The organism is Paenibacillus sp. GSMTC-2017 (assembly GCF_016019935.1).
In the GTDB taxonomy this organism is placed as follows: Bacteria; Bacillota; Bacilli; order Paenibacillales; family Paenibacillaceae; genus Pristimantibacillus.
This window is the reverse complement of record NZ_JAECMT010000001.1, coordinates 1,459,916-1,484,648: the sequence shown is the minus strand read 5'-3', so window position 1 is coordinate 1,484,648 and position 24,733 is coordinate 1,459,916. Positions and strand designations below refer to the sequence as shown.

Sequence of the window (24,733 nt, the reverse complement as noted above, 5' to 3'; positions counted from 1 at the left end):
GAGGAGAAACAGACTATGATGAAAAATAGTACGTCTCGAATATGGATTACAATGATGACAATCGTACTGTTGCTTACTTCTATTCCGAATACAGCGATGGGATATCCGATAAAACTCGCTCAGGAGGAGCGTTATTTGTCGGGTATCATGGCCTCGAATCAGAGCTACTTCCATATTCCATCTTATTGGAATGTAGAATCAACGACTATTTCATTAGACTACACTGCAACGCAGCTTACGAGGGAGAATGAGTCTAGTGTTACTTTATATGTAAATGGAACACCATTTCACTCTTTTCGTCCGATTATTGAAGGTAATAAGAAACAGACCCTTAAAGTTACAATTCCAACTCACTTGCTTGTTAAAGGTCCAAATCTACTCACAATCGAAGGTAGCATACGAACGATCGAAGATCGATTAGTTTGTAGTGAGGATGAATGGAGAGATAATTGGTTTCACGTTTATCAATCAACAGTAGTAGATGTTAATTATTCGTTGCGCCCCCATGATGGAACGATTAAAGATTTCAGCGAACGATTTGTCGGAATGGATACGATGAATAGTTCGAACAATGTAATCGTTGTACCACAAAATAGTGAACATGCCGAGCTTGAAGCTGCTACGCATGTTATATCAGGTTATTCAAAAGCTGACGTATTTAAAGATCATCCTTTATTGCTGCAGCCATATACAAGCGGAACTTTACCTAATAAGCCGTACGTCGTTATTGTTTCATTACGTAAAGATTTGCCTCCAGTAATAGAGAATCAGTTATCTAAACAAGATTGGAGCAAAACGGCGGTTATTCAAGTGGTGAATAATGGTGCTGGACAAGTGCTCGTTGTTACTTCTGATGACCCTACATTACTTGTTAAGGCTGGTCGTTTGCTTGCAAATAGCGAGATGGTCAAGCAACTCGATAGTGGTCTAAAAATTGTCAATGAAAGTACTGACGTCAATACGCGAGATGTAGCTATCCACCGGACAATGAAGCTTACAGAAACGGGGGACAAGCTTGTAGGTCCTTATCATCAAGAACATCGGTATTTTATTACGTTGCCTGCAAACCGTGCCATTGCCGATGCAAGTATGATTAGTTTAGATTTTAGATACGCCAAAAATTTAGATTTCGATCGTTCATTAGTAACAATCCTTGTGGACGATAAGCCGATTGGAAGCAAAAGATTAAATGAGGACTTAGCAGACAACGATTCTTTGACACTGCCAATACCTAAAAACATTAATATAGCAGGTAATTTTTCAATAACGGTTGCCTTTGATTTGGAGCTAAAAAGTAATTATTGTATTCGCAACGAATCTCAAATGCCATGGGCTTTCGTTACAACTGATTCGTTGCTTAAATTGAATACGAAGGATAACACCGATTTATTGTTTGATAATTATCCATATCCGTTTTTGCGCGACGGTAATTTCAATCATGTAGCTGTCGTTTTGCCGAAGGAACGCGACGGTGCAATCTATGAATCGGTATCAAACGTATTTAGTTTACTTGGACAATATGCGGAAGGGAATAAAGGGGAAATTCATTTCTACAATGATGACGAAAGCTCCGATCAATGGAGTGACAAAAACATCATTGCGATTGGAGGCTATACGAACAATTCATTAATTCGGGGTAATAACGACAAGCTGTATTTCCGATATGATCCGAATGGTCACGGATTTTTATCTAATGAGAAGATGAGTATTGAGTCGAGGTATGGAACACGGATTGGAGCTCTGCAACTGATGGAATCCCCTTATCATTCAGGAAGGGCTTTGCTTGCCATTACTGGTTCGAAATCGGAATACAGCTTGCTTGCTTCCAAACTAATATCTGGCGAAAAAAACAGATGGAAAGTATGGGGTGACGCTGTTGTTGCCGATAAGGATGGGAATGTATCTGCCTTTCGTTTCAAGCAACAGGCAGAAGCTGAACCAGAAGGGATATTTGATAACGTTATTGCAAGGCCAGATCTGTTAGGATTTCTCGTTGCGGCTGTTCTCGTATTGCTGCTTGTTCTGCTCTCGCTACTTCTTATGATACGTAAATATCGGAATAAGCGGGGTGGCAACAATGAATCGTAATCGAAGCGGCATTCAATCCGATCTTGGTTTTCTACTATTTATTGTTTTATCTTTTGTTGGTGTAGTGTACATTTCGGGTGACCCGGATCACTACGTTCAAAATCTCATATTGTTGAATGTCGTGTTTCTCATTGCGATATTGACCTATTTCACTACGATCACAATGGGATTGTTATTGAACATCCTGTTTATATTCGCTTATGGTACGTATACGATTTATGAAACGGTAGTTGTTGGTGCTGGGGTACACATTGGAACATACTTCTGGTTGCTTATGGCCCCCTTATACACTAGCGCCATCTACTTGTTCGCTCGTGGGGTGCTGAACATTCAAAGCGAAAATGAGGAGTTGCGAAATTCCACTAAACAGTTTGCGATGATGGATCAGAACACGAACCTAAAAAACATTTTGTCATTTCAGAAGGATGCAACGATCTTTATGGCGCTGTCTGACCGTTACGAAATTCCGTTAACTTTGCTCGTCATGGAGGTTCGTTATTGGAAAGAAGTTCGGAATATGATTAGTGATGATCGAATGTCAGACGTGCTGTATGAGTTATCACAAATGAGCCAAACGAGCATTCGAAGCAATGATTCACTCTATATGCTTGACCAGGAAAACGCTACATGGGGGTTGTTGTTGTTTACAGATGTGGATGGAGCCAAAAACGTAGTTAATCGGATTAAGGAGGCTGTTCAGGAGTTTAATCATAAAGATAAGCAGAAAGGCTTCCAAGTCGAATTCCAATTGCGAATGGGTGGATTTCAATACAATGAAGAGACGGTTCGCTCCCCTCTAGATTTTATCGATAAAGCACGTAAGCAGTTGGAATATGATGTGTAGTTTGAAAACAAAAACACAACTTCTCAGAGCTTGAGGAGTTGTGTTTATTATCCATTCTATTCTCAAAATTGCCAACCCATTAATAGTAACTTTCAAACTAACCCGGCTTTGCGGAAATGCTTGTTCAGCAGCTTTGTCCCGAATAAAAAGCCAAGCACAGCTGCAACTGCGGTCACTAACATAATAACAATGATGAGCCATCCAGACAGTTCGGACAGCTATAAACGATTAGGAAAAGTTTCGACGGCTTCATAAGCGCAAAAAGCACATATATAACAGCATGACAACAAATAGGATGAGATTAGTAGTTTGAGTGTTCAATGTAAACAATATGCCACACATGAGCAACGATTGGACAAACTTGTCACGAGGATCGATGGAGAGAGGATCGCAGAGTTCGGCAGCTATTCCATATGCTCGTGGGATGCCTTTCATAGAGAAGCACCTAGTAGTACAGAGTGGGCTTTCTGGAGAAAAGGTGCTGTCATGTCGATAAGCTTTTTTGTGATAGCAGGCTCTGCTTCTTCAGGAGTTCCAGATTGATATGGTGGACGAGGAGCATATTCGGCAAGCAATTGAATCGTTTGTGCATATTCATCGCCCCGTAGCTTACCAGCAAGTGATAATGCAAAATCGATCCCCGCAGTTACACCTCCGCCAGTAACTCGATTGCGGTCAAATACAACCCGTTCATTTATTGGTTCTGCGCCGACAAGTTCGAGCAGGTCTCGGCTTATCCAATGAGAAGTAGCCTTATATCCTCTTAGCAATCCAGCAGCTCCGAGCACTAGAGATCCGGTGCATACACTCGTAACATACTGTGCTCTTGCGCCTCGATCAGCGACAAAAGCCAGTGTTTCGTGATCTTCAATCGCAGCAAGCGTTCCTTCTGTACCGCCGGGTACAAATAATACTGTTAGCTCGTTTGGACATTCTTGCAATGTCATGGTAGGTAAAATCGATACTCCTGTGTCGGTGAGGATAGGTTCTTTCGATTTGGCGGCGAGATGAACATTCATACCTATAATAGTTGAAAATACATATTGCGGTCCGATCAGATCAAGCGCTGTCATTCCAGGATAAAGCAGTAATGCGGCATTCTCATTCAACTGTGCCATTTTTAGATACTCCTCTGACATTCCATGACGTGTGTGATCGTGATTGCTCATACCCTCATCCCTTCCTTCTATACAATAATGATGGTTCATCATTATTTAAACATTTCGTATATCCTTCACCAAGACTCGAAAGAGTCATTTTGCAACAACATAACCCTTGTAACTCTAATCATCAGTTTCAAAGACAGCGAAAATAAGCGGAGTTTTAATATATAGAAGATCCAATGTTTCTGTAAAGTTAATGATATAAAATAATTACAGGGATCGACAAAAACCGCGAGAGCTTGATGCTGCGCGGTTTTTTGATATTTTGTGTTTTTTCTTTCATTATTCTTTTATTCGCTTTCAGTAGGCTTATAGTATGAGTGTGATTGAGAGGGGAAATAGGAATGAGAAAGTTAGGAAAAGGAATAATAATTAAACTCTTATCGTTGATGTTGGTGTTCAGCGTATTGTCTGGAGGAATTTATGGAGGTGATAATGCATTAGCAGCACCTATTGACTTCTCTGGAGCGGGTACGCAAAATGATCCTTACTTGATCGAAACTGCCCAGCAGCTAAATAAGATTAGAGATGCATACTTGAATCAGAACTTCTATTTCAAACAATCAAATGATATCGATTTGAGTAGTTTTACAGGTACTGGCTGGACTCCAATTGGAAATATGAATGGATTGTTCAACGGACATTTCGATGGTGGCGGATATCAAATAACAGGGTTAATGATAAATGGTACAAATCTTCATACGGGTTTATTCGGAGCTATTGGAAATGGGGCTTCTATTAAAAATGTAAATCTCTACACAGTAACAATTCGTGGTGGCTCAATTGCAGGAAGCTTAGTTGGCAGTAACTTTGGCGGAACAATTGAAAATAGCTCCTCTTCTGGTAGTGTGCATGTAGACAATTATGCAGGCGGATTGGTTGGTCGCAATTATGGAACGATTATCAATAGTTTTTCCTCAGCAGAAGTAATAGCAACTAATTATGTAGGAGGATTAGCTAGTGAAAGTTCTGGCACGATTAGCAACAGCTATGCAACAGGAAGTGTAAGTGGTAGATTTGCAGGTGGATTGGTTGGTAACCAAACTGGTGGGCAGATTAATGGTAGTTTTGCATTAGGCAGTGTAATTGGATTTGATCAGCTAGGTGGTTTAGTTGGATTTAATAGAGTTGGTAACATAACTAACAGTTATGCAGCAGGGGAAGTTAAAGGAAATAACAGTGTGGGTGGTTTAATTGGTACGCTCGATGCGGGAACGGTTAGCAACAGCTATGCAGCTGGGAAAGTGATCCAAAAGGATTTCAGTGTTAAATTGGGCGGATTAGTTGGAGCTACAAATAGCGGAGTTGTTACAAACAGCTTCTATGATACACAAACGACATCGCAATCTGTTTCCGCTGGAGGTGTCGGTAAAACTACGGTAGAGATGCAAGATCAGACTACTTATAATGAAAACAATCAAACGTGGGATTTTGCAAACATTTGGGAGATGAATCCATTATATAATAACGGATATCCCAATTTGCGAGCTACTCAAGCTTTTTTGGCCTTTGATGGAAATGGACATACGAGCGGAACCGTTCCCGCTAGTTATTCTCATAAGCCTGGAGTTACAGCTAATGTATATGGACCATCGATAGATTTTGCTCGTCTTGGTCATATTTTTGAAGGATGGAATACACAAGCGGACGGAAATGGATTGTCGTATAACGTTGGTGATCAATTTACAATTACGACAAGTACAATTTTGTTTGCAAAATGGTTCGCATTAAGTACAGTAGCTACGATGACTTCTACAATTGGAACTGTAAGTACGGGAGGAACATCGGATGAAACGATTTCGAATATTCCATATGGAACGACATTAAGCGAGCTAAAGACAGCAATTTCACCTGCAGCAGATGCAACCTTTGAAGTATATGATGAGGATGGAACTACGGTTGCGACGACTTTAAAGACTGGTAAAAAAGTTATCGTGACCGCACAAGATAGATTAACGAAGGTTACTTATAGTGTACAAGTTGTGCCAAGTGATGAAAAAGAAATAACAGCATTCAGCTTTGCTGAGGAAACGAATGCATCAACGATAAATAAGACCGACCATTCTGTAGAGATTGAAGTAACGCATGGCACCAATTTGAAAAGCCTAGTTGCTACGTACACATTATCGGAGGATGCTTCAGCTAAAGTCAATGCTGTAGATCAAGTAAGCGGCACTACCGCTAACAATTTCACTAATCCAGTAACTTATGTCGTTAAAGCGGCGGATGGCAGTACGCAGAACTGGACAATTAAGGTGAAAACAGCTTTAGGAAGTATAGCAACGTTGACTTCTAGAATAGGAACGGTAAGTACTGGCGGAACAGCGAACGAAACCATTACGAATATTCCTTATGACACGACTTTAGCGGCATTTAAAGCGGCAATTACGCCAGCATTGGATGCAACTTTTGAAGTGTATGATGCAGATGGAACAACGGTTGCGACTACTTTAGCTTCTGGCAAAAAGATCATCGTAACTTCGCAAGATGGAAATACGAAGATTACGTATACCGTAACGTTAAATGTGGCTCCGCATGTTCCGTATGAAGAAGAAGCCTCACCTTCAATCGTAAAATCGTCGAACGGGAAGCTGACTCTTCCAGCAGGTAAAGAAGGCGAAGTTAAGTTTGAAGAGACGATCGTGGTTTCCTTACCAGCTAATGCTACAGAGAAAGAACTAATTTTGACTATCGATAAAGTGAAAGACTCAGAGAAGCTTCTTACGGATAAAGACGTTCTCATCAGCACAGTGTATGAACTTCTGAAGAGCTTCCCAGAAAATTTCAAAAAGCCGGTCACGATTACGATTACATTTGATGCCTCCAAATTAAAGAGCGATGAAAAAGCCGTTGTTTTCTACTATGACGAAGTGAAGAAAGTCTGGGTAGAAGTGGCTGATGGCAAAGTAAGCGGCAATAAAATTACGGTGTCGGTGGATCATTTTACGAAGTTTGCAGTCTTTGCAATTGATCAATCACCAGATGTACCTGAAAAGGAAGAACCCAAACCTAAGCCGTCGAATCGTTTAATCGACATTACTGGACACTGGGCTGAGACTGCTATTAAGCAAGCCGTGGACAAGGGAATCGTTACTGGTTATGCGAACGGAACGTTTAAACCGAACCATGCTGTAACGCGTGCTGAATTTACAGTGATGCTGATGAATACGCTACAACTAAAAGGAGCTGGTACAGGTGTACTAGCAGAAGAAGAGTTAACTTTCACTGATGCATCACAGATTGGCACATGGGCAAAGAGTGCCGTGACGCAAGCCGTGCAAGCAGGATACATTAACGGTTATGCGGATGGAACTTTCCGCCCTGATGCAGTCATTACTCGTGCTGAGATGGCGAAGATGGTTGCGAATGCGTTGGGTCTGACATTAGATGCCAATGTTACAACCGATTTCGCGGATGATAAAGATATTCCAGCGTGGGCAAAAGGTGCAGTTGCTGCGGTTAAGAAGAGTGGATACCTTGAGGGTAAAGGTTCTAACAAGTTTGTTCCTTACGGCAACACGACAAGAGCGGAAGCAGTATCTATTTTTGTGAAAATGTTGGAGCAACAAAGTAAGTAAATAAGATGCATAGTAGTAGAGCGTGGGGTTATCCCTCTATCGGTAGAAATAACTGATAGAAGGATAACCCTTTTTTATTTGAGGTTAGTCGTTGGTATTATTTCACTACCAAATAATGATAGAATAACAAATACTACTAATCTTTCTGGAAGAGCGGGTGCATACAGTTTGGCAGATGGATCGGACAACGACAGATTACTTACAGAAAGTATCACATTAAAGAAACTGCTTAATGGGACTTCGATGGATGTCCCTTCCTTTTTACATATAGCTGTTGCACTGACTGAATGGGTATACACGGCACATAAACATGACTCGTTAATTGGCAATTTGAATCCCAAAAGTGTTCATATCAATGTGATGAAAAATGTAACGTTTCTCCATGGCAATCAACTTACTGATTATGCGTATCTCTCACCCGAGCAAACAGGAAGAATTAATCGTATGCCTGATAAGCGGAGCGACATGTATGCACTAGGCATCATATTTTATGAAATGCTTGCAGGAAGCTTGCCATTTCAAGCACAGAATATGGAAGAGTGGAGACATGCCCATCTTGCCATAATGCCAATAGCATTAAGTGAACAGCGATCTGAGACAGAAGGATCGCTTGAAGATATCATTATGAAGTTGTTGTCAAAGGGACCAGAAGAGCGTTATCAGAGTGCTTATGGTTTGTTAAACGATTTAAAAAGGTGTATCTCATTAATAAAAGAAAAGGGAGCAATCATCCCATTCGAGATTGCTTGTGCAGATGAGGCAAGTCGTTTTCAGCTCCCACAGACTATCTTCGGACGTGAAGCGGAAGAAAAGGCGCTTCGCGAAGCTTACGAACAGTCTAGTTCTGGGATATCTAAGTTCGTATTCGTTAGCGGCAATGCAGGTAGTGGCAAGACTGCTCTAGTTCGTGAGTTTCAGGAACTGGTTAGAAGAGAAGGTGGATTGTTCATTAGAGGAAAGTGTGATCTGATGAATCAGGAAACGCCATTTTCTCCGCTTTTGCAAGCATTACGAAGTTTGATTCAGCAAATATGGAGTAAATCCCGAGAAAAAGTTGAAAAACTGAAGTTGGGGTTAACGGAGGCATTAGGGCATGGCGCTGCTGTTATCGTACAGCTTCTACCGGAAGCGACTAAACTTTTTGGTGAATTTCCTTCAGCGGAGTTGCTTCCACCTGCTGAAGCAGCTATTCGTTTCCGTCGACTGTTCCCGATTTTTATGAACTTGTTTGCCGATAAGGAGCATCCACTTGTTATCTTTCTAGACGATCTTCAATGGGCAGATCCTGCAACGATGGATGTTCTTCGCGCAGTTGTACATGACAGAGCAAAGCCTGGTTTATTAGTTATTGGTGCATTCCGAGAAAAATCAGCTTGGATTGGGATAGACAATGAAGAGTCCCAACGTGCTGCTAACGCATGGATCGAGGAGTCTTTTAAAGTAAATCAGGTTGGGTCGTCGTTATCCCTCAAGCATATTGTACTTGAACCATTGACCTACTTTGAAGTGAGACAATTTGTTTCGCATACTCTTAATGAAAATTCAGCTCGTATCCGTTCGCTAGCAGAACTGTTGTACCATCGAACAGGTGGGAATCCGTTATATGTACATCGTCTTCTAGATATCTTATATCGTGAGAATAAACTTTATTTTGATGAGGAAAATGGTAAATGGGCTTGGGATGTAGATGTTGTTTCAGGGATTCCAGAAGATCCAGACGTCCTCGAATTGATTGGCACTCGCATTCGTATGCTTTCGTCTGAAGCCATTGAACTGCTTGCAATAGGAGCTGCTATCGGGCATCGTTTCCTTGCTTCAACAATCGCTTTAGTAAGCGGTCAATCTTATCAATATACATTTCAGCTTCTATGTTTTGTAGAGGATGAAGGCTTATTATGTCGGGAAAGCGCCACTGGAGAAGCAGAAACAGAGGATGTTTATTTTACTTTTTTACATGACCGTGTACAACAAGCGGCTTATATGACTATTCCCGAAACGGAAAAAGAAACTGTACATCTGACCATTGGTCGCGTATTGAAGGTACATCAAGACGATGAGAATGAGCATTCAATTTTTGAAATGGTATATCACTTGAACTTGGGCAGCGGTCAGATGAAAGATGAAGCAGAAAAAAGAGAACTGGCCGAATATAACTTTATGGCGGGGATGAAGTCAAAGGCAACAACAGCATTTGCGGCTGCTTTGAACTATTTTGAAATAGGATTAAGACTTGCCGAAGATGACGGAGAACAATCTAAGTCACTAGCTTATCGTCTCATGTTGGAGTTGCCAGAATGTGAATATATGTGCGGCCATATAGAAAAAGCAGAAGAGTTGCTAGAGCGATTAATGAATTGTACAACGGACTTGGTTGAGCGTTCTCATATTTATTTGAAGCGCATTGCAATGAATACCTATTTGAAGAATGACGAGATCGCTGTTCAAATCGGGTCAAAAGCGCTGGCTGAATTCGGTTGGCATTTGCCTCGGAAACCTTCCAAAGCGACTGTTGTAAAAGAAGTGTTAATGACGCAGAGCGCATTACTGAGCATGCGTAATAACATTTTGAATTTGCGAATCAATCGTGAACCTCATTATAAAGCGTTATCGGACTTAATTATGGCAATATCCACTTCCGTATTTACAATAAGTTTGGAACTGTCGGCTGTATTATTTGCTAAATTTGTTCGATACGGTCTGAGGCATGGTAACAACGAAGCGTTTACGTTTATATTTGCCAGCTACGGTATGATCGTTTATAAAGTTTCTTTCTATCAAACAGGCCCTCAATATGTAGATCAGGCATTTGAGCTTTCTAGCTCATTTGAAAGTGCGGATTTACTGTGCAGACTTCACTATCTTAGAGGGCTGACTAGGCTTCAAGAAAATCCGCAAGATGTTGTAAAACATTATGAGAAATCTATACATTACGGGATGGAATCTGCTAATTTGTCGTATGTTAGTATCGCGATGTTGACAGCTACGACGACACATATTGGAGATTTGCAGTCGTTGTCAGCAAGGATTAAGGAATATGAAGAAATTTCACAGCAGCTTGTAGATGAAGTCACACTTAACATTTTTCGCATCGCTAGGTGGTATGTGGCGCAATTGGAAGGTGGAGCTGGAGAAAGTGATGAAGTTGTAATACCGTATCTGAACGATCGATTCGAGGAGACGTTGAATAACGAAGTTTATTATACGTGTACGTGCCAGATTGAAATTGCTTATTTGTTCGGACGATATCGCGAAGCGCTCGAATGGATTGAAAGAGGTAAATTCAACACGTTTCGGCAGACTCGAATGCAAGGTCGCAAACAACACATCTATCATGCGTTAACGCTTGCTGCTATGTATGAAGAGCAATCTCAGAAAGAACGACACAACATACGTGGAGAGCTTAAAAAACAATTACGTACCATGAAACATTGGTCTGGCTATTATGGAAGGGGCTCGTCGGCTTTCTTGCTCATAAAAGCAGAGCTACATCGAGTTGTTGGCGAACGGGTAACAGCAGCTAAAGGTTACGATGATGCGATTCGAGCTGCTCGTAGTGAAGGAAATGACTTAATAGAAGCTATTTCCTGTGAACGATCATCGATTTTTTATAGGGAATCTGGAAGTACTACCGGTGCGGATGTTCTTATAGAGGACGCTTGTACTGCATATTCATTGTGGGGTGCTTCTGCCAAAGTAAGAAGATTGAGAGAGGCCAACACCGAAACGAGTATTTTTAGCGTTCTACTGCAAGAAAATAGTGTAGCAGTCACTAAGGAAGTTAGCCAATTAAAGACTTTGCAAGAGTCAATGCCTTTGTACGTTGATGATAAGATGCTTCTAAGGCAAATTACAGAGTGGTCTAGTACAGAAGATAGTTCGAACGTGATGAAGCTATTTCTTGAATCGGCCCTTCGATATTCAGGTGCAGAAAAGGGATATATGTTAAACAGCGATGAAGTTGGTTTTACGATTGCAGACCAGACAGGCTCAATCATACAGCGTGTAGAAGAGATTTCGTACGCGATCGCTATCGTTCGTTATGTCGTTGAAACAGGCGAATCGCTTGTGCTTGCAGATGCTTCACATAGTACTTATGCTGCTGATCCCTATGTCCTGCGAAGTGGTACACAATCAGTTCTTTGTATGCCTGTTCTTTTTCCAAGCGTACCAACGCGATCTGTCCTTTATTTGGAAAACAACCTGATCTCCGGTGCTTTTACAAAAGAGAGGTTGGAAGTACTGGAGCTCATGATAGCTCGAATGGTTTATTTGAAATCACTCGAAGATTCACGTCTGCAAATCGGAGTATCAAAAGAATCAAGAGACAGTCTTTCGGACATTGCTACTAAAACTTTGGAGCCTCTGATCGAACCTCTGACGAATCGTGAATCAGAGATTCTTTTTGCACTAACAGATGGATTATCCAATAAGGAAATTGCTTATCGTTTTGGATTAACTGAAGGAACAGTTAAAAGTTATGTGTTCCATCTCTATGGGAAATTAGGAGTGAAAAGACGGAGTCAGGCGATTGCACGTGCGAAGGAACTGGGACTAGTAGATTAGTCTAGACTAGATAGTTAGACAATAAGTCAACAATTAGAGCGGAAAGTCGCACTGTTGTTGACTTTTTCGACTTTATTTGCGTTAAACTAACTTTCGTTAGTGTTTTTATTCATACTTAATACCCATAATTAGTCCCATGTGAAGTTAGACATATGGAGGAGATTTGGGACATGAATACGGGTAAACGTGCAAGGAAAAAAGTAATGGTAGTGTTTCTAGTTATGATGATGGTAGTCGGCAATATGACGGGACTGCTTGCAACAGAAGAAGGGAAGGTCAATGCGGCAGTTGGTTTTAACAGTGGGGATGGTTCAGTAGAAAACCCCTTCATCGTTTCTACAGCTGAGCAATTGGATATCGTTCGTAATGCTGTTAATAAACATTATAAGCTTGGTAATGACATTGATTTAACAACTTTTTTTGCTGTAGGTGGCGGGGGATATAATAATGGTGCTTTTTGGAGACCAATTGGTACAGCTGGTAATCCATTTAAAGGTAGTTTTGATGGTGCTGGATTTATCATTAATGGACTCAAAATAAATAGTTCAGCAAATGATGCTGGTTTCTTTGGAGTAACGAGTGAAACTGCTCTAATAAAAAATATTGGATTAGAAAATGTTGATATAAAAGCGGGCATGTTTGTAGGTGGGTTAGTTGGTTCTTTTAGAGGTAATGGTAGTGCAAATAAATCATCGATTTCAAGTAGCTATGTAACTGGTAAAGTTTCAGGAAGTAATTATATAGGTGGTTTAGTAGGTTATCAAAGAGATAGTATCATTTCAAATAGTTATTCTTCAACTAATGTCACAGGATCTTATGTAGGTGGTTTGGTAGGTTATCAGGATTTCAGTTCTATTATTAATAGCTACGCTACTGGTCTCATTACAGGTGTGCCTAGCGGGCAAAACACTGGTGGTTTGGTGGGTAGAGGATCATCTGTGGATAGTTTCTATGATCAATCAACAACAGGGCAAAATGATAATAGCGGAAAGGGAACGCCAAAAACAACAGATCAGATGAAAGTGCAAGCTACATTTACAAATTGGGACTTTACTAATGTATGGTATATGTTTGATGGCCAATATCCTCAATTACAAGTCTTTGTAATGGCCCAAATGCCTGTAGCTGACCCAGATCCCGCTGATGGACCTGTAGTTATGGGGACAAGTGTGACTCTTAGCAGCAAAACTGTAGGAGCATCGGTTTATTACACGACAAACGGTGACGATCCGACAACAGACAGCGCCTTGTTCAATTCGAGTTCACCTGTGATCGTTAATGATGATGTAACGATTAAAGCAATAGCGGTCTTTACAGATAAGATGAATAGTCCAATTATGGTTAAAAATTACACGGTTATACGAGCAGATGCCCCGACAACTGGAATGTTGGAGAAAGGGACAGCAGTTGGAACAACGAAGTTGAACGGTGTTACAAATGTAATGGAGTACACGGTGAACGGTGGTCAATATATTGCTATCGAAAATACTGTGGTCGATAACATTAGTGTAAAAGCCGGACATAAGATAACGATAAGAATCGTGGCTATCGGTGGGAAACCTGCTTCGAGTGGACAAGAGTTAACGGTTGCTGAAACACATATTAAGTTAGCAGAAGCACCGACAAGTGGAAGTTTGACTCAAGGGACGAATATGGGATCTACAAAGATAATCGGAGTTACTGCTGTGATGCAATATAAGGTGAATGGTGGTCAATTTTTCGCTATCGCAGACACTACAGTTGATAACATAGCTGTAAATGTCGGAGATATGATCTATGTTCGAATTGCGGCAACCGAGCAATTGCCAGCATCGAATGTGCAAGAGCTGACAGTCGACTTTGGTGAAATCAAGCAGGCAGGAGCACCATCAGGTATGCTCACCCCAGGAAGTAATAGTGGAACAACGCAAATAAGTAATGTGACGAATGCGATGGAATATAAGGTGAATAGCGGCAATTATATGGCGATAGGAAATACTATCGTTGATAGCATAAGTGTACATGTAGGAGATAAGATCTATATCCGAATTGCAGGAACATCACAACAACCTGCTTCAATAGTGCAAGAGTTGACGGTTGATTTGGCAGATATCAAGCAGGGAGCTGGACCGACCAGTGGAAGTTTGACCCAAGGAACGAATGGCGGAACGACAACGTTAAATGGTGTTACAAATGAGATGGAATTTAAGGTGAATGACAGTAGCTATATTGCAATAACAGACACTACAGCAGATAACATCTCTGTAAATATTGGAGATACTATTTACGTCCGATTCGCAGCAACCTTGCAATTACCTGCATCTGTTGCACAAGAGTTGATGGTTAGTCTAGCGGATATCAAGCAAGGTGATACTTTAACAAGCGGAAGTTTAAGCAAAGGAACAATTGAAGGAACGACAACGTTAAATGATGTCACAGATGAAATGGAGTATAGTTTGAATAACAGTACTTATATTGAAATTATTGGTACTTCAGTAGAGGATATTGATGTAAATGCAGGAGATAAGATATATGTTCGAGTTGCTGAAACTGAGCAACAGCCTGCATCAGATGCGCAAGTAATAACTGTCCGAATGGCGGATATTAAGGAACAAGCCGCACCAACCAGCGGAAGCTTAACCAAAGGAACAATTGAAGGAACGACAACGTTAAAAGGTGTTACAGATGAGATGGAATATAGGGTTAACAGTAGCGATTACATTGTAATTGTGGGAACTTCTGTTGATAATATCGACGTAAAAGTAGGAGATACGATTTCTATTCGAATCGTAGCAACCGAGCTACAACCTGCATCGTTAACACAACAATTAACGGTTAGTCAGGCAGATTTTATAGCAAGAACAACAGCAACGTTAACTTCAACAATTGGGATAGTAAGTGTTGGTGGAACAACAACTGAAACAATTACAAACATTTCATACACAACAACGTTAACTAAGTTTAAGGCTGCGATCACGCCAGCCGCTTATGCAACGTTTGAAGTATATGACGCGGATGGAACAACCGTTGCAACTACATTAACAACAGGTAAAAAGGTAGTAGTAACAGCGCAAGATAGAGTGACAAAAGTTACTTATGTCGTAACTGTGGCCGAGGCACCGGCTAGTGGAGGTGGTGAAGACGTTACAACTCCTGTCGACACAACAGTTAAATCTACAAATGGTAAGTTGAATCTTCCATCGGATAAAGCTGGTGAGGTTAGTTTAGACAAGGATATTATCGTCACTGTACCATCTAATGCTACGGAACAAGAGCTACTACTGACGATTACTAAAGTGACTGATGCACAAAAACTTCTTGAGAATGATGATATTCTTGTCAGCACGGTGTATGAAATATTGAAAAATTTCTCGACTAATTTCAAGAAGCCAGTTACCATTACGATCGTATTTGATGCAACAAAAATGAAGAGCGATGAAAAGCCCGTTATTTTCTACTATGACGAAGTGAAGAAAGTATGGATAGAAGTGGCTGGCGGTAAAATAAGCGGCAATCAAATTACAGTATCGGTCGACCATTTTACGAAGTTTGCTGTATTCGCAGTAGACCAATCACCTGACGTACCCGTGAAGGAAGAACCTAAACCTGAGCCATCGAATAGGTTAAGCGATATTACAGGACACTGGGCCGAGACTGCAATTAACAGCGCAGTGGATAAAGGAATTGTTTCAGGATACGAGAACGGAACATTCAAACCGAATCATGCTGTAACGCGTGCTGAGTTTACTGTGATGCTGATGAATACGTTGAAGCTACGTGGAGTAACGAGTGAAGCGGGTGAGGGCCTAACACTTCAGTTCACTGATGAAGCAAAGATCGGTTCTTGGGCAAAGAGTGCTATAACATGGGCTGTGCAAGCAGGATATATTAACGGTTATGCTGACGGCACTTTCCGTCCGGATGCAGCTATTACCCGTGCTGAGATGGCGAAGATGGTTGCGGAAGCATTGGGTTTGTCCTTAGATGCAAATGTCATAACCAACTTCGCAGATGACAAGGAAATTCCAGCTTGGGCGAAAGGTGCAATTGTTGCTGTTAAAGAGAATGGATACGTTGAGGGTAAAGGTTCAAATAAGTTCATTCCTTATGGCAACACAACAAGAGCAGAGGCAGTATCTGTTTTCGTAAAAATGTTGGAGCAACAGAACAAGTAAATAGAAGCATAAAATAGAATAGTAGAATGTGGAGTTATCCCTCTATCGGTTGAAGGAACTGGTAGAGGGATAGCTCTTTTTTTGTAGAGTTTGAAGTTTGGAGTAGCTGTAGTTATGTGAGTATAAGGTTTCTCTAGGCTAAGGTATCAACCTTTGATGGTTGCACGTCAATCGTTGTGTCCTCTATAAAATGAACTAGTCTTTGGGCAAACTGTTCAGGCTGATCCTCTTGTACATACGTAAGTGAGTTTTCCACTAGCTCTAATCGTGCATTAGGGAAGATGGCACATATCCGTCTTCCTAGTTCAATCGGGAACAGTTTTTTATCATCAGCGCCCCAAATGATTAAAACGGGTTTAGTAAAAGAAGCAAGTTTTTCGGCTGCTTGAAGAGTGACGTATGGTGACCAACCTTTGACGACTTTACTGAAGTCATTGCGAACACCTTTGTTATGAATAAAGTTACGTATATATAATTCGTATAGGTCTTCTTTTGAAAGAGTATGGGAGAGTAGGCCAAGCACCAATGATGTTTTTAATAGAGGCTTATATCTAAAAAATTGCGCCATTAGAGTGGTGAATCCCGGAATATAAACGGCAGTTTGTAGGAGGGCAAATGGCTTTGGTGGAAATATTTCTAAAGCGTCAGTGTTACAAAGAACTAACTTTGATACTTTTTGAGGATATGTCATCGTGAACATTTGCGAGTATGCTCCGCCAGTATCATTACCTACTAAGATAATATTGTTAAGGTCTAAAGCTTCTAAAAATTGATTGATTAAAGTGGCTATGCCTGGCGGGGTTAGATCGGTTGTAGGTGAAAGGGGAGTGGAGTGCCCGCCTAAAGGTAAATCCGGAACAATACAGCGAAAATGTTTAGACAACAGGGGGACCACTTTCCTCCAAGTATTCCCGTTACTCAGCGCACCATGTAAAAACACGATTGTTTGCCCTCTACCTTGATCTAGATAGTTGACCACTCCGTTACCTGTTATAGCTTCTTTCATAGGACAGCACCTCTTTTGAGTTATTAAATCTCATATGCAGTCTAACATACTAAAGGAATGTTTAACATACTTAAGGTATGTTAAAAACCGAAGTGGATTTCATATTGGTAAGTGAAACGATATAATAGGAATATGAATCCAAAATCACGTAGGCACGAAGATGCCGAATCTACCAAAAAAGCTTTACTTAAACGAGCTCAGCATATGTTTGCTGAAGCAGGATATGCGAAAACTTCAATGGATGAATTGGTTAAACAAGAACAATTAACGAAAGGAGCACTTTATTATCATTTTAAGGATAAGAAGTCGCTGTTCGAAGGAGTTGTAGATGGGCTAATAGCGGATATGGTACGGCTTGTATCGACTGCTGTTGATACGGAGGAAGATCCGTGGGAACGAACGGTACTAGCAATTGAATCTTACTTGGAAGGCTGTCTTAATGATGTCTATCTCCGCGTCGTAATTCAAGAAGCTCCTGCTGTTTTGGGCTGGACTAGATGGAGAGAAAAAGAGAAACGTAGTGTGATGGGTTTAGCGACTGCGCTCATTAAGGAGTTAATGGACGCTAACTATATTAAAAAACAGCCAATAGACATGTTGGCTTACATGATATTTGGCGCTATAACGGAAGCTGCGATCGGAATTGCTTTTTCCGATGAGCCTAATGAAGCGCGTAAGCATGCTAAGGATGTTTTGGAGCGGATGGTTAGGGGATTTTAATTAATAGAGCATTAGAGAGGATGTATATCTATGTCGATAGCTCCAGATAAAAACAAGCTATATCCAAATGAACATATTAGAACAATTTGTTACATTAAAAACCTACCAAGCAGGACTAATGTTGAGATTGGTGATTATACCTATTACAGTGACAATACAAAATCACCAGAGAACTTTTATGACAACATTCAGCATCATTATGATTTCTTAGGTGATAAGCTGATTATAGGTAAGTTCTGTGCTATAGCAGAAGGGGTTACTTTTATTATGAATGGCGCTAATCATCGAATGGAAGGATTTACAACATATCCATTTAATATTTTTGGTGGTGGTTGGGAAAAGGTAACACCAACGAAAGAACAGTTGCCTTTTAAAGGCGATACTCTAATTGGTAATGATGTATGGCTCGGACAACATGTCACGATTATGCCGGGAGTGAAGATTGGTGATGGGGCAATTGTTGCTTCGAACTCAACTGTTGTAAAAAATGTAGAGCCCTATACGATTGTTGGTGGCAATCCTGCAACTATTATTAAGAAACGATTTAGTGATGAGATGATTGATTTATTGCTTGAGCTTGAGTGGTGGAACTGGGGTAAGAAGAAGATATTTGATAATCTTGAGCAATTAGTATCGGTTAATGATATTGACTCGCTTAAGAGATTATTGAATGTGGAGTAAAAATATTTTGTAGGTGGTCTCTAAGAATTAATGATACAGGGGGCTGCGACTGTTAATACATATGCTTTGGTGTCGTCCCCTCTACTATAGAGGGGGATTTTTGTTATAAAACTAGATTCCTCGAGCTAACCTTTCCTTCCAGTCGAGCCATAATCGACTCTCCCAGTTTGGCCAGACTTCTTTAACCATATTAATAAGCCATTCTCCGCCTATTGTTATTGAATTTTCATGGGAAACATAGATTACCCAATCCATTTCCTTGCTACACCAAAACCCTTCACCATCGAAATCGTATGTGGGGTAGAATGCAGAAACTTCTAATTCATATTCAGGTGATGAAGTTAATTCTCTTAGTTCGTAGACCTCATTAACGCCATGTTTTTTTAAAATCGCCCTTAATCGTTCAAAACCAAATTCTGATTCAAAGTAGTCGTCCATAAAAGGGAGTGCAAATTTATGTTTACTAGCATCAAGTGGTATCCAATGAGATCTCTTTTGTATTGCCCATTTAATATCTAGTTGAGTCCAAAGTAATTCACTTTCCACATCTGACAGTCTACGTCTATAAAATAGTGGAGGAGTGCTTAATAATCTTACTTCAGATACATTTTCTAAATAAGCAATAAGTTTCGTCTTTCCTCTGTCATTGTATTTCTAGAAATATCATCTTCTACATTGGCTTCTGTAAGGAAACTTATTGCTACATTTATAACTGTATACAATTTTGATTTTGCAACTAAGAAAGAACTAAAATCGTCAGGAACATATCTCTCCAACTCAGGTAATATGGCGTTTAAAACAACATACCTTGGGTACAGTTTTTTTGCATCAAGGCTGTAATCAAATCCATCTTCCTCTCGTTCCATTCCTTGTTTCATTAACTTAGAATACTTCCTACTCCAATACATACCTTTTGTTAAGCAATATTTTCTAGCAACCGTATGTAGACCTTTAATTAACTCTGTTTCTTCCATTAGGATTTGCGCACCTCTCTTAAATGTTTACTTTAGATAAGGAATGGATATTTGAATATCATATTATGATATTATTGAAATGAAGTTCAACGCATAATTATTACAAAAAGGTGATTTTGTGAAAATCAGAATTGATGATAAAGAACGACAAGTAATAATTGATGATTATTTCAAAGTCGGTGGGGCGGTTGTTCCAAAGATGAAATGCGAGGAATGTGGAGGTGTAATTATTTATTACGATAAGTTTGACAACGAGTTCTGTCCCTTTTGTAATGAATGGATATCTGCACCGTGCGCAGATACATCTTGTACGTATTGCAGACTCCGGCCTATTAAACCTTTAGAAATTAAAACTCTCTCTGATATACAAAATCAAAATATGGAGTAACGAAGAACCTGTTGTAAAGATATACGAAAGAATTACAGGGGTTTCAGGCGTACAACATAATGCAATCATGCATTATAGAATATCTTTATTGGTTACTTGTATTTTAGTATGAATAATGAACGGAATGTTGTATGATGGTTAATTAAATGACTACCCTAGAGGGTATTTAATAATATTGAGCATAGGAGGACTACATGTCCTGGAGCAAAATGAAGCAACAACTAGAAAGTTTTATATGTCCTGCGTTAAGTGGAAGAGTCGAATACCGTGCAACTAGCTATCGCTATTTACCTGATAAAGCAGGGCAATGTTATATTGTGGTAGACAAAAAGAATATACTCAATATGAGTGATTTAACTACTTTAATTAGATGGTATCAGACGGAACTCGAAATTAAAAATGATCCAGAAATCCAAGTTCCGATCAGTGATGATGAAATAGAAACGATTAGAACAGATACAAATGGGAAAGTTCCGGAGGATCGTCTAATAGTAATGGCACGAAGTAGAAAAAGTTCAGAAAATGCAAAAGAGCTTTTTGTGGCACAGTCTTCATTAAGTAAATCAAATTTCATCGTTGTAGTGAATAAGTATTTGTCCACTTCTATTGAGGAGAGCATAGAGAGCAACGATATCTTATTGAATATTTTAGCTTTGGTGGATAGACGAGTAGGGAAAAAGCGTATTTTAAATATGAAAGAGAAGATGAAGTCTAAACATCCAGCTGTGCAGTATTTTTATGAACTACGGCGTAATACAGTATGAAAAATAGAGTATCTGTAAATGTAAAATGAACCCCAGAGCCTAGATGGTACTGGGGTTGTATTTCGTGTCCATATGTTGGACCAACTAGCATAGCTTCAGATTGAATAAAGGATCATAGAATCTATCCTATAGATTAGGTTTTGAGCAACTCTTTGGCATACTGTTTACCTGCGTAAAGAAGGTTGCCGCTCAGTTCAGGATCATTAACTGAGCGTGCAAGAACAAGAGAGCCAACCATCGTACTGAATAGTGCACTTCCTTTGGACACATCAATTTCCGCTAGATTAGAAATAAAAGAAATCATCCGCTCTAGTTCGTGAGCGAATACTTGACGTGCATCTTCTGAAGAACGGGATATTTCGCCAGAAAGGGTAGGGATAATACAGCCCATCTCCGTTTTGTCACGGTGATGCGGGCTTAAATAATAATCAATGACAGTATTAATTTTGGGGTTCTGCGTCTCCTGATCAGCGACTTCCTGCAGTAGTGCGATAGTATCACTGATGGCGTGTCTACAAGCTTCCGCTACCAACTGTTCTTTGTTGTCAAAGTGTGCATAAAACCCCCCATGAGTTAATCCAGCCCCCTTCATTATGAATGGAACACTCACATCATGGATGCCTTTGGTACGAAAAGCTTGGGCAGCACTTTCAATGATTTTATTCCGTACTTTTATTTTATGTCCTATAGGATACGGCATCGTAATCACTCCACAGCTTCGTCATTCTACCTTCAAAATATTATATTCGTCATAATAAAGCATGTCAATTTAACGATCTAGTACCGGTTAGCTCAAAAAAAGCTAAATAGGGTTATTGACGGTTTTAAAATATGATGACTATAATATATTATGATCATCATATTTTAAAACGAGTTCAACTGGAGGTGTCAGAATATGAGTTAGTCACGATCGACAGAAAACCAAATATAGTCGGTAAGTTAGCATAATAGAATGGGAATAGGGAGAGATTGAAAAATGAAGATCAAAGTAGGATTATATATTGGGATGGCGATTGTGCTGATCGTTGGGGGTTCACTTCTTGCTATTAAAGGAAAGGATGCCGTTACTCAGGCTGAGAGCAGGAAACAAGGTATGCTTGAAACGGAGCAAATGACAATTATATATCAAAAAAGTTCAGGATCGATTGTAGAAGTCGGTGCGGCTGTAGGCGATTCTATAAAACAGGGAGATGTGTTGTTCAAGGTAAAATCAGATGAAGAAGGTGAAATGGATGTACTAGCACCGCATGACGGATTGATCAATAGAATTGTAAAAAAGCCGGGGGATCAAGTACAGCAAGGTGCATCAATGGCAATTTTACAAAAAAACAACTATTTTACAGACCTCTACATATCGGTGAGTGAAATCCAAAAGCTTGAGGTTAATCAAATTATTGATGTCAATTTTCCAAATGTGGATCATCCAACTCAAGTGACTGGTGTCGTTGCTTCAATCTCAGCGGCCCCTCAATTTGCAAACTTACGCATGACACGTGAAAGAGGGCAAGCAGATTTAAGTATGTTTGTTGTCCGAATAGCTATCGATTCGAATGCTGATTTGCTTCCGGGTATGACGGCGGAGGTGAAACTTGATGAACTCGCTGATTGATGAGTGGAAGTACGTTTCGGGCAGTAAGTATCTTCGTCTGATCTTTATCGGTCCACTTGTTGCAGCCATATTTTTTGGCTTAATGTTTTCGCAGAACCAAATTAGCGAGTCGCCTGTTGTTGTCATTGATGAGGATCACAGCTCGTATTCACGGCAGTTGATTTCAAAAATAAATGCTTCCCCACAAATGAACGTCACAAATGTGTACGCCAGTCGTCTCAATCCAGAAATAATACTGGCAAATGAGCGGGCTGTAGCGATTATCGTGTTTCCCAAACAGTTGGAGTTGAATCAGCAACAGGGGATATTTACGAATATCGGCATCTTAATGGACAACACGATGCCCTCAGGATTAACCGGCATCCGCACTGCGATCCAGGAAATCATCCAAACGGAAAATATGACCCTTTCTATGTCCCGTCTTATCCAAAAAGGAGTGGATGCGGAAACAGCTAAAGGGCTTGTTGCTCCTTTGTCCCTTCAGCAACGTATGTTATTTAATCCGACCACAAGTTATGTAGGGTTTATGGTACTTGGGTTTGTAAATATTGTGGTTTTAATGATTACAACAAGTGCAGCGGGATCGATTGTACCTCGCTTGCGTCAGGAAGGGAAGCTTTTTGCCAACGGTAAGTCGCCTTTGCAGCTTTGGATTCGTAGTGTACCATACGCTGTTCTGACATCCCTTTCGCTACTACTATGTTATGGTTTATTGAAGCAGTTCGGAGGAATGCGCTTTGAAGCAGAGCTTTATCTTTTTATCATTCCACTGCTTGTATATGCATTTGCTTTGTCACTCATGGGTCTGTTGATTGGCTATTCTGCCAAAGATCAGTCCAAAGTCAATTTACGAACCAATTTTGTATTGTATCCGTCGTTCCTTGCTACTGGAATTCAACTCACTCCACTTGCTTTTCCAGAGTTCTTTCAAATTTCCGCATGGGTATTGCCTATGAACTGGCTTAACCGCCTTATACGTGGGATGGCTTTTCGGGATGGAGCTTTAACAGCCTACAGTCAGGAGCTCGGTGCACTGCTTATTATTATTGGCGTTGTATCCTTATTTATTGGATTATTGGTTCTACGAGAAACTGGGAAAGCTTATACGATCCGGGAACCGCTAGTTAATCCGAACGTTCTGCAGAGTAGCAGTTAATAAAATGTGGAATGAGCTAAAGGTAGATAAAAGAAGTGAATTCAAAGGAAAAAATGATGTATCCATGCTAAAATCCTTCCCAAAAGTGGAAGGTTTTTTTATTATAGAATTAATAAATAGATTATTGGTGGGGGCTTTATGAAAAGAAACTTCATCTCTATTATTAATCGAGTTCGAATGTGCTTAAGAGAAGCCAAAGGGATGGGAAATTTAATTGCTGATATGGAGCAACATAAAGCAAAATACGATATCGATCCTGCTCATTTTCGCATCGACACCTACTTATCGCACGGTGGTAAGATTGTAATCATTGCCCGTAAAGATAATAACTATGCCGAGTGGTTGTCGATAGGAAAGTTATGCGCAGATGATTATAGAATCGGGCAATGCATTGCCTATCTTCTTCGTCATTCGCCATTGCCGACATCTACCTCTTTGTATTGGGGCAATTACGAGCAGATTACGAAGACAAAATACAAAGAACTATTTGTATTCTACCAGCATTTGCGTATAACGATTGAGGACGAAACGTACTTTGTTCTAGATGGTGAACGTATTACTAGGGATTCATCGGATGAATATATTCAACAGCGGTTGATTCAGCACTATGACGATAAGAAAAGTACTGAAATCGTTGACGAAGAAGTATCTGAAATAAGAGAGCATTTGCAAAATACAATAAATGAGATTAGAACTATGGAACTGGAATGCCCTTTGCCATCGGCTTTAAACCACGTAGCAGATTATGCGAGAAAAAGGTGTAATGAGCTAAAAGCTAAGTATGTTTTTAACCAGGATGAAATCGTTAAAGGGCTATTGTTCGAATTGTACGAAATTAATTCATCCATATACAATAAGTATATGACCGCAGTGAGATAATAAATTCGATCTAGCCTCATAGTACGAAAATATACGCCAAACCTGTGATTAAGGTAGTTTATAAGTAGTTTAAATGTTTTAGTTTCTTGATTGATACTTTCGAGGGTATTCGAGGGTGTCTAATATTGAAGATGTTTGATTAGATGAGTTAAAGGGAGAAGTGTTG

The 24,733-nt window shown here is 40.1% G+C and carries 17 protein-coding genes; 11 read left to right on the top strand and 6 right to left on the bottom strand.

Annotation, left to right across the window (positions count from 1 at the left end; genetic code table 11):
- Nucleotides 1–15: 15 nt before the first annotated feature.
- Entirely contained in the window at nt 16–2,088 is a 2,073-nt protein-coding gene (locus I6N90_RS06810) for a cellulose biosynthesis cyclic di-GMP-binding regulatory protein BcsB (RefSeq protein ID WP_197934692.1), read from the top strand.
- A complete protein-coding gene (locus I6N90_RS06805; protein WP_197934691.1) occupies nt 2,078–2,932 on the top strand; it encodes a diguanylate cyclase domain-containing protein in 855 nt (284 codons plus the stop codon). Before I6N90_RS06810 ends, I6N90_RS06805 begins: the two co-directional genes overlap by 11 nt.
- A gap of 92 nt (nt 2,933–3,024) precedes the next feature.
- Here I6N90_RS06805 and I6N90_RS25415 read toward each other — a convergent pair whose 3' ends face one another.
- Nucleotides 3,025–3,141 carry an MptD family putative ECF transporter S component gene (locus I6N90_RS25415; protein ID WP_442950945.1) on the bottom strand — a complete coding sequence of 39 codons (117 nt, stop codon included), beginning with the start codon at nt 3,139–3,141 and terminating at the stop codon, nt 3,025–3,027.
- Nucleotides 3,142–3,363: 222 nt separating this feature from the next.
- Nucleotides 3,364–4,050: a DJ-1/PfpI family protein gene (locus tag I6N90_RS06795; protein ID WP_197934689.1), complete on the bottom strand. Its 687-nt coding sequence runs from the start codon at nt 4,048–4,050 to the stop codon at nt 3,364–3,366.
- Between the two features lie 389 nt (nt 4,051–4,439).
- On the opposite strand from I6N90_RS06795, the gene I6N90_RS06790 reads away from it, so the two are divergent.
- The 3 genes from I6N90_RS06790 to I6N90_RS06780 all read left to right on the top strand — a co-directional run bounded on the left by I6N90_RS06790 (nt 4,440) and on the right by I6N90_RS06780 (nt 16,390).
- On the top strand, nt 4,440–7,673 hold the full coding sequence (locus tag I6N90_RS06790) for an S-layer homology domain-containing protein (protein WP_197934688.1): 3,234 nt from the start codon (nt 4,440–4,442) through the stop codon (nt 7,671–7,673).
- Nucleotides 7,674–7,751: 78 nt separating this feature from the next.
- Nucleotides 7,752–12,236, top strand: a complete 4,485-nt coding sequence (locus I6N90_RS06785; RefSeq protein WP_197934687.1) for a BREX system ATP-binding domain-containing protein — start codon at nt 7,752–7,754, stop codon at nt 12,234–12,236.
- A 170-nt stretch (nt 12,237–12,406) separates the two neighbouring features.
- A complete protein-coding gene (locus tag I6N90_RS06780; protein ID WP_197934686.1) occupies nt 12,407–16,390 on the top strand; it encodes an S-layer homology domain-containing protein in 3,984 nt (1,327 codons plus the stop codon).
- Nucleotides 16,391–16,523: 133 nt separating this feature from the next.
- On the opposite strand, the gene I6N90_RS06775 is transcribed toward I6N90_RS06780, so the two are convergent.
- Nucleotides 16,524–17,396, bottom strand: coding sequence for an alpha/beta fold hydrolase (locus I6N90_RS06775; RefSeq protein ID WP_197934685.1), 873 nt, complete (start codon nt 17,394–17,396; stop codon nt 16,524–16,526).
- Between the two features lie 132 nt (nt 17,397–17,528).
- Here I6N90_RS06775 and I6N90_RS06770 point away from each other — a divergent pair, with 132 nt between their 5' ends.
- Nucleotides 17,529–18,116 carry a TetR/AcrR family transcriptional regulator gene (locus tag I6N90_RS06770; protein ID WP_197934684.1) on the top strand — a complete coding sequence of 196 codons (588 nt, stop codon included), beginning with the start codon at nt 17,529–17,531 and terminating at the stop codon, nt 18,114–18,116.
- Nucleotides 18,117–18,146: 30 nt separating this feature from the next.
- Nucleotides 18,147–18,797 carry a Vat family streptogramin A O-acetyltransferase gene (locus I6N90_RS06765; RefSeq protein WP_197934683.1) on the top strand — a complete coding sequence of 217 codons (651 nt, stop codon included), beginning with the start codon at nt 18,147–18,149 and terminating at the stop codon, nt 18,795–18,797.
- Between the two features lie 111 nt (nt 18,798–18,908).
- On the opposite strand, the gene I6N90_RS06760 is transcribed toward I6N90_RS06765, so the two are convergent.
- Nucleotides 18,909–19,343: a hypothetical protein gene (locus I6N90_RS06760; protein ID WP_197934682.1), complete on the bottom strand. Its 435-nt coding sequence runs from the start codon at nt 19,341–19,343 to the stop codon at nt 18,909–18,911.
- A gap of 65 nt (nt 19,344–19,408) precedes the next feature.
- Complete coding sequence (locus I6N90_RS06755) at nt 19,409–19,771, bottom strand: hypothetical protein (protein ID WP_197934681.1); 363 nt, start codon at nt 19,769–19,771, stop codon at nt 19,409–19,411.
- 582 nt (nt 19,772–20,353) lie between these two features.
- On the opposite strand from I6N90_RS06755, the gene I6N90_RS06750 reads away from it, so the two are divergent.
- Nucleotides 20,354–20,923 (top strand): SF0329 family protein, encoded by a 570-nt coding sequence (locus I6N90_RS06750; protein WP_197934680.1) that lies wholly within the window; start codon nt 20,354–20,356, stop codon nt 20,921–20,923.
- Between the two features lie 133 nt (nt 20,924–21,056).
- On the opposite strand, the gene I6N90_RS06745 is transcribed toward I6N90_RS06750, so the two are convergent.
- The gene (locus tag I6N90_RS06745; RefSeq protein ID WP_197934679.1) at nt 21,057–21,623 is read right to left on the bottom strand and encodes a TetR/AcrR family transcriptional regulator; all 567 of its coding nucleotides are present in this window, start codon (nt 21,621–21,623) and stop codon (nt 21,057–21,059) included.
- 276 nt (nt 21,624–21,899) lie between these two features.
- On the opposite strand from I6N90_RS06745, the gene I6N90_RS06740 reads away from it, so the two are divergent.
- From I6N90_RS06740 to I6N90_RS06730, 3 genes are all read left to right on the top strand, one after another.
- The gene (locus I6N90_RS06740; RefSeq protein WP_197934678.1) at nt 21,900–22,532 is read left to right on the top strand and encodes an HlyD family efflux transporter periplasmic adaptor subunit; all 633 of its coding nucleotides are present in this window, start codon (nt 21,900–21,902) and stop codon (nt 22,530–22,532) included.
- Complete coding sequence (locus I6N90_RS06735; RefSeq protein ID WP_197934677.1) at nt 22,516–23,688, top strand: ABC transporter permease; 1,173 nt, start codon at nt 22,516–22,518, stop codon at nt 23,686–23,688. The genes I6N90_RS06740 and I6N90_RS06735 overlap by 17 nt, the downstream gene beginning before the upstream one ends.
- Nucleotides 23,689–23,826: 138 nt before the next feature.
- Nucleotides 23,827–24,567, top strand: a complete 741-nt coding sequence (locus tag I6N90_RS06730) for a hypothetical protein (protein WP_197934676.1) — start codon at nt 23,827–23,829, stop codon at nt 24,565–24,567.
- Nucleotides 24,568–24,733 lie beyond the last annotated feature (166 nt).